Source organism: Pseudomonas sp. TYF_14 (assembly GCF_043105275.1).
Classification (GTDB): Bacteria; Pseudomonadota; Gammaproteobacteria; order Pseudomonadales; family Pseudomonadaceae; genus Aquipseudomonas; species Aquipseudomonas alloputida.
In genome coordinates, this window is the sequence record NZ_JBICLK010000086.1 from 64,769 (window position 1) to 78,191 (window position 13,423).

Below are 13,423 nucleotides of genomic sequence, written 5' to 3' on the forward strand. Positions count from 1 at the left end.
CACCGATTGCATCGGCATTTATCAGCACGCTTCGTAAACATAATCGGCGAAGAGCGACCCCAAGCGGGCAGCGCAGAGCCTTCTGTCGTGAACACTGCCCCGCCGCCCATCGAACAGGCCCCCAAAGATGTCGAGGGTTATATTCAATGCGTCCAGGACGCCTACGCTGCCAACCGCTGGACAGCCAGCCCCCCCCCGACAAGCACACCTCTAACCGTTCACCCAAACCCCTACCCTCACTCCATAACGCCCTCTTCTTTAAGGCTCAGCCGAAACGTATCCCGAGCCGTCTTCCCCACATACTTCGTCAGCGCGTAATTCGCCGTACCACCCACTACAACCCCAATCCCAAATGGAATCACTTTAGCGGCAGCCTTCTGGGTGAACGTAATCCCGATCTTCTTGAACAAATCCTTGATCACTTGCAAAACCGGACCCGTGAGGTACTTCTTGACCATCCGCACCCCGGCTTTGCTGGCGATTCGGGTCGTTCCCGTTGTCCCCATCTGCTCCAGGGAACCGTAGAGGGCGATGATGTACGACATGTGCTTGGCGTCCTCATTGGACATCTTCCCGTTGATCGCGACCGCCAGGCACATCGTCATATCAATCTGAAGCTTCATGCACACCGAAATGTCCGCCAACCCGCCGCCCACAGCACTCACCGCAGTTCCGATACCCGGGATAACACCCGGCAGTGCAGTGGCAGCACCAGAGGTGGCGGCCAATTTTGAGTAGCGGCTGATAATCTTGTCGACCACCGTGTCCTCGATTTTCTGCTCCGAGGCAGACGGCGAGGCCTTGCGCGCCTGCGCCTGGTACTGGGCGACCAGCTCCCGCGCATCTTGGGGACTAATGGCGATGGCTTCCACCATCTTCATCAACGACGAGCTGCTTTCTACTACTTCAGTGGTCATGCCGGATTCCGTTCGTAAAATGGTTTGCCAACTGCCCGCAAAAGCGAAGCATGGGTATCAAGGCGGTCAACGTGGCGCCTGGCGCAGGGTCTCACACGACCCGATACTGGCTTCGCCGCTAAAGGTCCGTGCCCCGCGCAGGGCTGCAGCAGCCCTTAGCGCTCAAGAAGCCGCATGGCTGATAAGGCATAATGCCATCATTTGATTGTAAGTCTCCACCGGGCCAGGTGAAATCGGCTTTGAACCGTTCCGTAGGCATTCAGCACTGCACCTGCCCAAGCAGCGGCCTATTCAAAAGCCTCCCTTAACGGCCTTGTGTCACAGCCATGTCCTGCAAAATGACCACCTTGCGCTGCAACTGCGCAACATGCTCTCGCTCCGCCCGCAACGCTGACCGTAGCTCGCGGTTCTCCATCTCCCAAATTTGCAGCCAACGCAAATCCCGCTGGCAGTGCTCCACCTTCTTGCCAAGCTCCCCCAGCTTCAACCCTTGCTGGATCAGCACCAGCAGGATGATTCCCATTGCCACCAAGGCCCCCGTCGCAACCACTTCCGGCATCGTCATGTTCATGTCCTTTGATGCCTCCGATGCATTCCGAAGGCGAGTCAAAGGTATGTAATGAAAAACTACACGTCTAGAATGTAGACTTATACAGGTAAAGTAATCGCGCACATGGAGAGGGTATGAAACGCAAGCAATCCATCGAGCAGGTACGCTGGGACCTGGCACTTCGCTATCGTTTGATCGAGACCGTTGCCTGGTGGGAAGGCCGGCTGACCACGGGGCATCTGATGCAGAGCTTTGGCATCAGCCGCCAGCAGGCGTCGAAGGACATCAATACCTACATCACCGAGCATGCGCCCGAAAACTTGACGTATGACAAGCAGATCAAGGGCTATGTACCGAGCGAGCAGTTCGAGCCGCGGTTCATCGACAACAGCGCCAGCGCCTATTTGCACCTGCTGTACCAGAACAATGAGCGCGCCCCGCACATCGACGGGCTGGCACTGGCCTATGCGCACACCCGGGTGCTGGAAGTACCCGATCGCCCAATTCGGCCAGAGGTGCTGCGCCCATTGCTCAAAGCCTGCCGTGAAGGCCTGCGCCTGGAAACCGAATACGTGTCCTTCAACACCCCCAACGTCGAGGTACGCCTAATCGCCCCGCACACGCTGGTGTACACCGGCATGCGCTGGCACGTGCGGGCTTATTGCGAAAAGAACGGCCAGTACCGCGACTTCGTGCTGAGCCGCTTACGCGGGCAACCGGACTTGCTCGACGCATCGCCGAACACGCGTGAGCAGGATGAAGACTGGAATGTGGAAGTGCCCGTCATCTTCGAACCTGATGGGCGGTTGAACGCGGCGCAGAAGGCAATCATCGAAACCGACTTCGGCATGACGGATGGGCAATTGGTGGTACCGAGCCGCAGGGCGTTGGTGAAGTATGTGTTGCAGCGGTATCAGATCGACCACCGCAACATGGCGATACTGCCCGAGGCCCAGCAACTGGTGGTGAGCAACCTCAAGGAATTGAAACAGTGGTTGATGAATGACTAATAGCTGAATGCCGGGGCCGAGAGTTGCTGCCGCAAGTCTCAGCCCGGCACACGCGCTCAGCTACGACCACCTGCTCCAGCGCTTGCTGGGGTTATCAGGGCTCATTTGCGCAGCAATTCGTGCCTGAAACGTGCTTCCAGCGAGGGGATTTCAAGCAACACATCTTCGTCTTCCCACACATCGTAGGAGCGTTCCATCTCAATGTTTCCGGCCATGAAATCTTCATCGAAAGGGGCATCATCATCGATTTCCTCGTAGAGCGACGAGGTGTAACCCTTGATCCAAAGCTTGCGCTTTTCTGCACTGACCACATAGCCGGAAGAGTACTCACTACCCAGCAGGCGCTGGGGCTCCGCAGAGCCTTTACGGCCAAGGGCGGTAATGGCAATGACCAGATGCGCCAGTTCATCCATGTCTGGGCAGACGAACTCATGAAACGCTGGCCAAAACTCCATATCGGCGTCAGAAGCGCGCCAACCTTTCGCATCGTTGACCTCGCTCAGGTCTTCGTAGGGGTGCGAATGGAACGTGCCGATGAGCTCCAACTGCGGCCAGTACTCTGCGAAGAAGTCGCGCTTCATCGCGATGGATTCGAAATCGGGCTTTACCCATTCCGAGTGCCTGAGCGCCGAGGTTTCGACCGTGGCGACCACCGCAACCAGGCGGGCAGGAAGGTTGTTGCGCACGGGTAAGGCATACCCCCACAGCAAGCCGAATGTTTCGAGCTTCTTGTTGCTTCGTCCCCGCGCGTGCGCCCTGTGCGACACCTCGTACGCCTCGATCGCCGAAGTAAGCAACTGCGGCAGGACATGATCCTCAATAATTACCTGTGTGCGCATTTATTCCTTCCTGGGAGTTGTTGATGGCTTGCGCCGCGTTATCAATGCCCAGGACACGCCAGGCAGATAATGGCAAATAGCCTTTATCCTACCTTATTTAGCTGATCAGAATACGGTGGAGGCTGGCCGAATGCCCAGCGTCCACCCGGTACACATTTCCCCTACCAGCTATAACTCACCTTCGCCGTAACCTCCCGCCCCGGGTTGTAGTAATTCGCCGTCCCCGACCCCACCACATGCTGCTCGTCAAACAGGTTGCTCACATTCAGCGCCAGGTCGGTCCCTTTGGCGATCTTGTAGTTCAGCGCCGCATCAAACAACGTGGTCCCATCGCTCTTCTTGGTATTGGCAGCATCCATGTAGTACGCCCCCACATACCGCGCGCCCAGGCCGACACTCACATCAGTGCCAGGTATGTCGTAGTAGCTCCACAGCGATGCGGTGTGTTTGGGCGCCGTGGTGAACTCATTGCCCTTCAAGGAAGAGCCGTCATACAGCGACCCGCGCAGCACTTCGGACTCCATGTAGGAGTAAGCACCAATCACGCTGATGTCTTGCGTGACTTGTGCCTTGGCTTCCAGGTCAAGGCCACGCACGCGTGACTCGCCCACCGTCTGCTGCTCGATGATGCCGCTTGGCAACACCACGGCAATGGTGACGTTCTCTTGGGTCAGGTCATAAACAGCGGCGGAGAAGAGTGCGTCCATGCCCATGGGCGAATACTTGATGCCCACTTCGTATTGCTTGCCGGTCTGCGGGGTAACGCCCACTTGCGGGGGCGAGACGGACTCCACCATGCTCACGTAGGTCGACACTTCATCGTTGACGATATAGGTCAGTGCCGCGCGGTAGGAGGTTTCGGAGAAGTTGTCCTTTTCCGTCTGCTCGCCACCGATGTATTCCTTGCTCGACAGGTCCATCGAGTCATTACGCACGCCTGCGGTCGCGATGACGCGGTCAAAGAACGACAGGTTCTGCTGCAGGAAAACCGCCTTGGTGGTGGCGTCATTCTTTTTGCGGGTATAGGGCGTGATGCCGCCGGGCACGCCGGTGAATACCGGGTTGGCGATGTCGATGGAGGGCGCCAGGCCGTAGACCGAGCTCTGTTTGGTCGTCGAGTCGAGGTACTCGACGCCCACCAGCGTGCTGCTGTCGATGTGCTCGAACTGGGCATCGTACTGCAGCATCAGGTTGCCGTTGAGCTGATCGGCATCGCTGTCGGTGCCGAAGACGTAACGTGGAATGGTGGTGCCAACACGCGAGGCGTTGTCGCTCAGGTAGACATAGCCGAAGTCATCGGTCAGCTCGCTGTAGCGCAGGTTGCTGCGCAGGGTGAAGCCGTTGTCGAAGTCGTGGGTAATGTTGCCGCTCAGGCTGGTGCGCTCGACATCGTGGAAGTTGTAGCCGGGCTCGCCGTAGAAGTCGCTGCGGTCGTACTCCTTGTCCAGCGGGTAGCCACCGCTGTTCGGCGAGCTGTTGGTCTTCAGGTAATCCAGCACCACCGTGCCCGAGGTGAAGTCGGTCGGCGCCCAGGTCAGGCCGCCCATCACGAAGCGGTTATCGTCCTGCGAATGGTCGTACTCGCGGTCGCTGTTCTGCATCTTGGCCGTGAAGCGGCCGGCCAGGGTTTGTTCGTCGTTCAGCGCATCGCCTACATCAATCCCGGTTTCGGCATGGTCATAGGAGCCGTAGGTCACGTAGCCTTGGCCAAACTTCTCGAAGCGCGGTTGCTTGGTCACGAAGTTCACCGAGCCACCCGGGTCTGCCGGGCCGAACAGGGTGGAGTTGGCACCCCGCAGAATTTCGATACGCTCGTAGGCGTAAGGGTCTTCGCGCACACCGCGCATCGAGCTGAGGGTCAGGCCGTCTCGGTAGGTGGTGGCCTGGAAGCCGCGGATCAGGAAGTAGTCGTTGCGGTCGTCCGAACCGTAGTAGTCGCTGACCACGCCGGGGGTGTATTGCAGCGCCTCTTCGGTGGTGCTGACGCTGCGCTGCTGCATTTCCTTGTTGGTCACCACAGACACGGACGCGGGCGTGTTGAGGATGCTGGTCGCCACCTTGCCCCCAACCCACAGCTCCTTGGCAACCACCGAGTTGGCGTCATCGTCAGCGCTGGCCTTGACCTTGGCATTGATGATGACAGGCGCCAGACGGTAGTCCTCGGTCGCGCCCAGTTCCAGCGGGCCGGCAGGCTTAGGCTGCGGTATTACCAGGTACGCATTGGGGCCCTGCGGCTCAAACTGCAACTCGGTTCCGCGCAGCAGCGACGACAGCGCCGACCGCGTATCCAGCGCGCCCTGCACCCCGTTGGTATTGCGGTTGGCCACGTTCTGCGCATCGAACGAAAGGCTGATGCCCGCCTCGCGCGCAAAGCGGTCCAGTGCCGGCGCCAGCGGGCCCGCGGGAATGCTCCATTGCTTGAGCGGGCTGTTGTGATCAGCGCTCAAAGGCTGTGCAAGCGACGGCAGTGCGTAGGTGCTGACTGCCAGGCCCAATAGTGCAGCATGCAGGGCACGACTCAAGGGGTGGCGCTGTGGAACCGGGGTAAAACTCATTCTCTCGCTCCGTGTCGGGGGTCGGCGGGCTGGCCTGTAATCCGGCCTTCTCTACATGCCGAACGAGAATGAGAAAACACCTCATTTATTTTCAATGAATTGCGCTAGCGGGGCGGGTACCTGCGAGCACCTGTTAATCCAAACGCTCTCTCAAACCAAAAAACAAAGGGCACCCATCCTCGGGTGCCCTTTGCCTTACAGCCAGGTGAACTGAATCACCCCATCGATCGCGCGCCCACCGGTTGCGCATGGCCCCTCGACGTCACGATCCCCAGGAAGGAAATCACGATCGCCAGGCCCAATGTCGAGCTCACTTCCGCCCGATGCTCAGGCGTGTACATCATCACCGCCAGCGCCCCTGCGATGAAAATGATCACCGCCCAGGTCAGGTACGGGAACAGCCACATGCGGAACTTCAGTTCGGTGTTCTCGCGCTCCAGTCGGCGGCGCATGCGCAGCTGCGAGATGGCGATAACCATGTACACCAACAGGGCGATGGCACCAGAGCTGGCCAGCAGGAACTCGAACACGCCCTTCGGCGCGAAGTAGTTGAGGACCGCGATGGCCGCACCGATCAGGGTGCTGCCGAACACTGCAGCACGCGGTACACCGACCTTGGAGGTCTTGTTGAGGAAGGCCGGGGCGTCACCGCGCTTGGCCAGCGAAAACATCATCCGCGAAGCGATGTAGATGGACGAGTTCATGCAGCTGGTAACGGCTACCAGCACCACCAGGTCGACCATGAACGCGGCGTTGGGGATGTTCATGATTTCCAGCGCACGCTGGTACGAACCCACCACCGCCAGCTGCGGGTCGTTCCACGGCACCACCGAAATGATCACGAAGATCGACAGGATGTAGAAGGTGCTGATACGCCAGATCACCGAGCGGGTGGCCTTGGCGATGTTGCGCGACGGGTCGCTGGACTCGGACGCGGCGATGGTCACTGCCTCGGTGCCGATGAAGCTGAACATCACAGTGATGAACGCACCCACCACTGCCGACCAGCCTTTCGGCGCAAAGCCGCCGTACTCGGCCATAAGCCCGCTCAGCCCACTGACCTCGCGGTTGGGCAGCCAGCCCATCAGCGCGGCGAAGCCCAGGCCGATGAAGCCCAGGATGGCGGTGACCTTGAGGATGGCGAACCAGAACTCGAACTCGCCGTACTTGGCCACGCTGAACAGGTTGGTACCGGCCAGCAGCAACACCGAAGCCAGGGCGAAGATCCAGCTGTCCACCTGCGGGAACCAGGCGTTCAGCACATGCCCGGCGGCCAATGCTTCGATAGGAATCACCAGTACCCAGAACCACCAGTACAACCAGCCGATGGTATAGCCGGCCCAGCGGCCAATGGCCTGGTCGGCATAGGTGGAAAACGATCCGGTGTCGGGGTGTGCCACGGCCATTTCGCCGAGCATGCGCATGACCAGTACCACCAAGGTCCCGGCCACGAAATAGGAAATTATGGTTGCTGGGCCGGCTGCCGCGATGGCATGGCCAGAGCCGACGAAAAGTCCGGCGCCGATGATGCCGGCGATGGACAGCATCGTTACGTGACGTGGCTTGAAACCTTGTGCAAGGTTGCCATCAGATCCCACGGTGTTCATTGATGTTGTTCTCTTTTTGCTGACACAAGGAAGGACGGGCAGGCGTAGGCGAAAAATATCTCCTTTGAAATCAATAAGTCGACACGTTGTTCGCGCGCTGTTGTTGATATTTGGCACGCGTCACAGAGCAAGGTGTCAGTGCGGTTCGGGGTTCATTTAATCCCCGCATGGCTGTGGGGAATTACACGAGAACGCCACGGAACTGTTCGATCACGACAGGGCATTTCCATCAACGCCAGATGTCGCGAATGGCATATCTGATCGCGCCACAGGCCCAAATGGAGGTTTTGTTTTGCATTTGGATGTGTTGCCGGTGCCGATATCTTCGCCGCACGCCGACGCTCGATGAACCCGCTTCTGCAAGCCGCCAATCGAGTAGGAGGCGGATTCACACCCGCCGTCCTCTCACACCACCGTGCGTACGGTTCCGTACACGGCGGTTCAGGTTACGCGGCTAAGCCGGTTAATCGTATCCAGTATCGAGACCAGCCCGAGCCGGTCCCACAGTTTCTTTGGCAGCGCGTAGTTCATATGTTGCGCTCCCGAATTCCACCATGGACCTCGGCCATTGAAGGCTGACTTGTTGGCACGCTCCTCGCTCAACCCCAGGCGCATCAAGTTTCTCAGCCTCGTGGGAGGCTGCTTCCATTGACGCCAGATGACGCAGCGGAGTTTGTGCCTGACCCAACCATCCAGTTCCTCAAGCGGCCGCTTGCTCTGGCTGAGCTTGAAGTAGCTAGCCCAGCCTCTCAGGACGGGGTTGATCCGCTCGATGACAGTCGCCATTTTGCGAGCCCGTACGCTGCGCAGCAGCATTCTGAGCCGGTCGCGTAAGCGGTCTAGGCTCATCCTTGCCACGCGCAGTCTTGGCTGCTGGTGCCAGCTCATCCCATAGCCTAGGTAGTCGCACTTCCACGCCCTTGCCACTTGGCTTTTCTTCCTGTTCACCGTCAGCTTCAGACGTTCTCTCAGGAAGCGCTCGACGCTGACCAACACCCGTTCGCCGGCCCGGGGACTGCGTACATAGATGTTCGCATCATCGGCATAACGTACGAAGCGATGGCCCCGCCGCTCCAGCTCGCGGTCGAGTTCGTCGAGCAGGATATTCGACAGCAACGGCGAGAGCGGGCCGCCTTGCGGCGTCCCCTCCTGCCGTGGGCTGACGACACCGCCCGACATGATCCCGGCTTCAAGGTAGCGGCGGATAAGCCTGAGTACGCACTTGTCTCTGATCCGACGTTCGATGCAGGCCATGAGGATGTCGTGATTGACCCGATCGAAAAACTTCTCCAGATCGAGTTCCACGCACCAGCGGTGTCCCGCTGTCACATGAGCACGGGCCATCTCGATGGCTTGATGCGTACTTCTGCCCGGACGAAAACCATAGCTGTAGTCCGAGAACAGTGGGTCGAAGATAGGTGTGAGCTGCTGCTGCAGTGCTTGCTGGATCAGGCGATCCACGACGCTGGGGATTCCCAGTTGCCGTGTGCCGCCCTGCGGCTTGGGAATTTCAACCGCTCGCACTGCTTGGGGCTGGTATTCACCGGCCAGTAACCTGACCTTGAGGGTTGGCCAATACTGTCTCACGTAGCCCGCCAAGTCAGCGACCGTCATGCCATCGGCACCCGGTGCTCCCTTGTTGCTGACCACGCGTTGATACGCACGTCTGAGGTTGGCCGGTGCAAGCACCCGCTCCATCAGCGTGTCCGGCTCCGCGTTCGTCCACGTCACGGACGCCGTCGATACCTTTGCACTGTCAGGCGTCACCCTCGGCTTCTGGCCGGAGCTCGGGATGACAGTTTCCGCTGTGGGAAATTTCTGCATTACGGTTACCAACGAGACGGCGACGCCTACTGGCGGCATAACCTGTTCGGCCCTTGGTGGCGCGGTTAACCGCCACTTACTACGGCTTCGGCTGACTTCTGCACGCTCATCCCGTCGCCTTTCGACGCGCGGTAGCACAATGGCAAACGTACAGATCTCCCAGGGTAATTCGCGCGACCTTCCTGCTTATGCCTGTCGGATCTACGTCACAGCGTTCCGTGCAAGTATTGGGCTTTGGCGATTTGTGCCACCTCACCCCGCTGTGCCGCCTCTATCCGCTTCCTGTTCGTCAGGCCAGCATTTTGCCTCGGGCTTCCTTCAGATTCGCGGTCACCCGCGACACCCTTGCCTCCGGCTAACACTTCCCCTTGCCGGGTGTGTAGAGGACTTTCACCTCCAAGTCACCCACTTGGCCACCACAACCAAGCGGGTTGCGCTTACGCGCAACGCGCCATGCCTGGCGCACACAAAAAAGCCCCGGTTTCCCGGGGCCTCTGTTGCCAAGGCGTCTGCCTACGCCTGCCCGGTACGCTCGAAGCGCCTGGCCAGCAACAGGTAAGCGAGGATCCCCAGCACGCCATGGGCGGCCACGAACCAGAGTGCGTTGTGGAACGAGCCGGTGCTGGCAACCACGTAACCAATCACCAGCGGGGTGACGATGCCGGCAATGTTGCCGATGCCATTGAACACGCCACCGCACAGGCCGACCATCTTCTTCGGCGCCACGTCCGACAGCACCGCCCAGCCCACCGCAGCCAGGCCCTTGCCGAAGAACGCCAGGGTCATCAGGGCTATGACCGCCGCGTTGCCATCCACATAGTTGGCCAGCACCAGGCTGGTGGACAGCCCCATGCCGATGATGAACGGGGTCTTGCGCGCCCTGGACGGGTGCACGCCACGGCGGATCAGCCAGTCGGATACGAAGCCACCCAGAATACCGCCAGTGAAACCACAGATTGCCGGCAGTGCGGCCACCCAGCCGGCCTCCATGATGGTCATGCCACGGCCCTTGATCAGGTAGATCGGGAACCAGGTGATGAAGAAGTAAGTCAGCGCAGTGATGCAGTACTGGCCAAGGTACACCGCCCACAGGTTGCGGCTGGTGAACAGTTGCGCAAGCTCTGCCCGGGTCGGCTTGCTCTTGGCAGCCTTGCGTTCCTTTTCCAGGTCGACCAGGGCGCCACCTTCGCGCATGTATTCCAGCTCTTCACGGCTCAACCCAGGTGCGCTGTGGGGCTCATGGTACAAGCGGAACCAGAACAGGCTCAGCAGCAAGCCCAGAAGCCCCATCCAGATGAACACCTGCTCCCAGCTCATTGCATGGGTCATCCATGCCATCAAGGGGGCGAACACCACCACCGCCATGTACTGCGCCGAATTGAACAGTGCTGATGCAGTGCCACGCTCCTGGGTGGGGAACCAACAGCTGACGATGCGCGAGTTGGCCGGGAAGGCCGGCGACTCCACCAGCCCAAGCATGAAGCGCATTGAAAACAGTGCCACCGCTGCCGAGACGCCGGCCAGCCCCATCCAGCCCACAGTGCCTTGCAGCAAGGTAAACAGCGACCAGAGGATCAGGCTGATACCGTACACGCGGCGGGCACCGAAGCGATCGAGCAGCCAGCCCCCCGGCACTTGGCCGAGGGCGTAGGCCCAGGCGAAGGCAGAAAAGATCATGCCCAGCATGACCGGATCGAGCCCCAGGTCCTTGAGCACCTCGGTGCCGGTGATCGACAAGGTGGCGCGGTCGGCGTAGTTGATGACGGTAATGACGAAGATCAGCGCCAGCACCAGGAAGCGATGGCGACCGATCCCGGCCACGGCCTGCGGTGCGGCAACGGCGGATTTGCTGTTCATGTGGACCCTCTTGCTTCTCGATGGAAGCGATTGTTCTTGTACGCAGAAGGGGTGGCCGCAAGGGCCTTGTAGTACCTGTACCCGCGAAAGGGGGCTAACTGTCGATCACCCGATTCGGTGGCACTTCACCTCGGAAACAGGCCTGAAGGTTGTCCAGCACCATGCGCCCCATCTCCAGTCGGGTCTGCAGCGTCGCGCTGCCCCGGTGCGGTTGCAGGCTGACCTGGTTCAGGTCCAGCAATGCCGGCGGCACCCGTGGTTCATCGACAAATACATCCAGCCCTGCCCCGGCGATCCGCTGCTCGCGCAACGCTTCCACCAGCGCGTCTTCATCGACCAACTTGCCACGTGCCACATTGACCAGGTAACCCTGTGGCCCCAGCGCCTCCAGCACCTCGGCCGTCACCAGCACTTGCCCGCCGTCAGCAGAAGCGGCCACGACCAGGACATCCACCGAGCGCGCCAACTCAACCAGATCCGGCTCATAGCGATAGCCCGTTTCTGGCTGCTCGCGCCGGCCGTTGTAGGCGATGCTCATGTCGAAGGCGGCGGCACGGCGAGCGATGGCCTTGCCCACCTGGCCAAGGCCGACGATGCCCAGCGCGCAGCCACTGACCCTGTGCGCCAGCGGCAGGTCGACCTTGCCCCACAAGCCATCGCGCACCAGCCGCTCCCCCTCGCCCAGGCGACGCAGGCTGCTGATGATCAACCCCATGGCCAGGTCGGCAACGTCAGCCGTCAACACCCCCGGGGTGGTGGTGACATGGATGCCGCGGCTGGCCGCATGGCGCAGATCCACCGCATCGGTACCGATGCCACTGATGGCGATGATCTCAAGGGCAGGCAACTGGTCCATCAGCGCGGTAGACAGGCCTTTGGCACCGCCGGTGACCACGCCGCGGATGCGCGGTGCGGCTTCGTCCAGCAGCTGTTGCGGGTTGTGCTGTTGGTACAACCGATGCACGTGGTAGGCGCTGACCAGTTGGGCATCGATCGCCTCGGGTACGGGCTGGGTCAGCAGCACTTCAATCGGGGTGTGAGTCATCGCGGGCTTCCGGCATTGAGAAGACATGAGTCGATGCTAGGCCTGCATTTGATACAGGTCTAATATAGATGCTGGATTGAATAATTCAGGATTTGAATCATGGAATTGCACCAGCTGCGTTGCTTCGTGGCCGTGGCCGAAGAGCTGCATTTCGGTCGCGCTGCCACCCGCCTGCACATGACCCAGCCACCCCTTAGCCGCCAGATCCAGCTGCTGGAGCATGCCTTGGGTGTGCTGCTGCTCGAGCGCAACAACCGTCAGGCGCGGCTCACCCTGGCGGGCGCGAGCTTCCTCGAGGATGCCCGGCGCATTTTGCAGATTGCCGAATCAGCCAGCCACTCCGCGCGGCGCATCGCCCACGGCGAAGCAGGCCGCCTGACCCTGGGTTTCACCGCCGTTGGGGCGTACAGCATGGTCCCCCGTTTGCTGGTGCACGCCGGGCAGACGCTGCCGGACATCGAGCTGGTGCTCAGCGAGCGCGTCTCCAGCACTCAGGTGCATGACCTGGAAGCAGGGCTGATCGATGTCGGGCTGGTGCGCCAGGTACTGCCCAGCGCGCGGGTGGAGTACTTGCCAATCCACCGCGAGCCCTTCGTCGCCGCCCTGCCCGCCGGGCACGCGCTGGCGAACCACGAACGGCTGACACCCAGCGACTTCGACCAGCAGCCGTTCGTGATGTACAGCGCCAACGAAGGGCGGTACTTCCATGACCGTATTGCCAACCTGTTTGCGCGGCACGAAGTGCAGCCGCGCTACCTGCACCAGTTGGGTCAGACTCATTCGATTCTGGGCCTGGTCAATGTGGGACTGGGCTGTGCCGTGGTGCCGGCCTCTGCCCAGGCACTGCGCCTGGAGCAGGTGGTATTCCGGCCGTTGGAGGGGATGGAGCAACAGGCAGAAATCTTCCTGGCGTTCTGCCGGGACAACCCCAACCCGGTGCTGGGGTCTTTCGTTGCAATGGCGCGGGCCTTTTTTGAAGCCGCTTGAGGGCTGCCACCCCCACAGGCCCCACACCAGCCTGAAGCCAGGTGCAATCCCTGTGGGAGTGGCTTTAGCCGCGAACACCGGCGGAGCCGGTGCCATGCACTGTGTTGAATTCTTCGCGGGACAAGCCCGCTCCCACAGGTGCCCCCGCAGGCTTGAGGCTGATGCAGTACCTGGGGAAACAACTGGCTTGCTCAATTTCTAGAATCTTGCGCAATCCCGGTGGAAGCGGCCA

At 60.5% G+C, this 13,423-nt stretch carries 10 protein-coding genes; 2 read left to right on the forward strand and 8 right to left on the reverse strand.

Annotation, left to right across the window (positions count from 1 at the left end):
* Window positions 1-236 precede the first annotated feature (236 nt).
* Both ACF8O8_RS23010 and ACF8O8_RS23015 read right to left on the reverse strand, forming a co-directional pair.
* Entirely contained in the window at window positions 237-917 is a 681-nt protein-coding gene (locus ACF8O8_RS23010) for an EcsC family protein (protein WP_003249877.1), read from the reverse strand.
* A gap of 304 nt (window positions 918-1,221) precedes the next feature.
* Complete coding sequence (locus ACF8O8_RS23015) at window positions 1,222-1,482, reverse strand: hypothetical protein (RefSeq protein ID WP_017147968.1); 261 nt, start codon at window positions 1,480-1,482, stop codon at window positions 1,222-1,224.
* Between the two features lie 119 nt (window positions 1,483-1,601).
* Here ACF8O8_RS23015 and ACF8O8_RS23020 point away from each other — a divergent pair, with 119 nt between their 5' ends.
* The gene (locus ACF8O8_RS23020; protein WP_014859377.1) at window positions 1,602-2,477 is read left to right on the forward strand and encodes a WYL domain-containing protein; all 876 of its coding nucleotides are present in this window, start codon (window positions 1,602-1,604) and stop codon (window positions 2,475-2,477) included.
* A 101-nt stretch (window positions 2,478-2,578) separates the two neighbouring features.
* On the opposite strand, the gene ACF8O8_RS23025 is transcribed toward ACF8O8_RS23020, so the two are convergent.
* The 6 genes from ACF8O8_RS23025 to ACF8O8_RS23050 form a co-directional block, all read right to left on the reverse strand.
* Window positions 2,579-3,316 (reverse strand): hypothetical protein, encoded by a 738-nt coding sequence (locus ACF8O8_RS23025; protein WP_003249871.1) that lies wholly within the window; start codon window positions 3,314-3,316, stop codon window positions 2,579-2,581.
* Between the two features lie 161 nt (window positions 3,317-3,477).
* A complete protein-coding gene (locus ACF8O8_RS23030; RefSeq protein WP_392510543.1) occupies window positions 3,478-5,871 on the reverse strand; it encodes a TonB-dependent siderophore receptor in 2,394 nt (797 codons plus the stop codon).
* 215 nt (window positions 5,872-6,086) lie between these two features.
* Complete coding sequence (locus ACF8O8_RS23035) at window positions 6,087-7,478, reverse strand: amino acid permease (protein ID WP_014592477.1); 1,392 nt, start codon at window positions 7,476-7,478, stop codon at window positions 6,087-6,089.
* A 441-nt stretch (window positions 7,479-7,919) separates the two neighbouring features.
* Window positions 7,920-9,341, reverse strand: coding sequence for a group II intron reverse transcriptase/maturase (gene ltrA, locus ACF8O8_RS23040; RefSeq protein WP_010952386.1), 1,422 nt, complete (start codon window positions 9,339-9,341; stop codon window positions 7,920-7,922).
* A gap of 474 nt (window positions 9,342-9,815) precedes the next feature.
* Window positions 9,816-11,159, reverse strand: a complete 1,344-nt coding sequence (locus ACF8O8_RS23045; protein WP_014754540.1) for an MFS transporter — start codon at window positions 11,157-11,159, stop codon at window positions 9,816-9,818.
* Between the two features lie 94 nt (window positions 11,160-11,253).
* Entirely contained in the window at window positions 11,254-12,204 is a 951-nt protein-coding gene (locus ACF8O8_RS23050) for a 2-hydroxyacid dehydrogenase (protein ID WP_392510544.1), read from the reverse strand.
* 99 nt (window positions 12,205-12,303) lie between these two features.
* On the opposite strand from ACF8O8_RS23050, the gene ACF8O8_RS23055 reads away from it, so the two are divergent.
* Window positions 12,304-13,191, forward strand: coding sequence for a LysR substrate-binding domain-containing protein (locus ACF8O8_RS23055; protein WP_014754542.1), 888 nt, complete (start codon window positions 12,304-12,306; stop codon window positions 13,189-13,191).
* The last annotated feature ends 232 nt before the right edge of the window (window positions 13,192-13,423 follow it).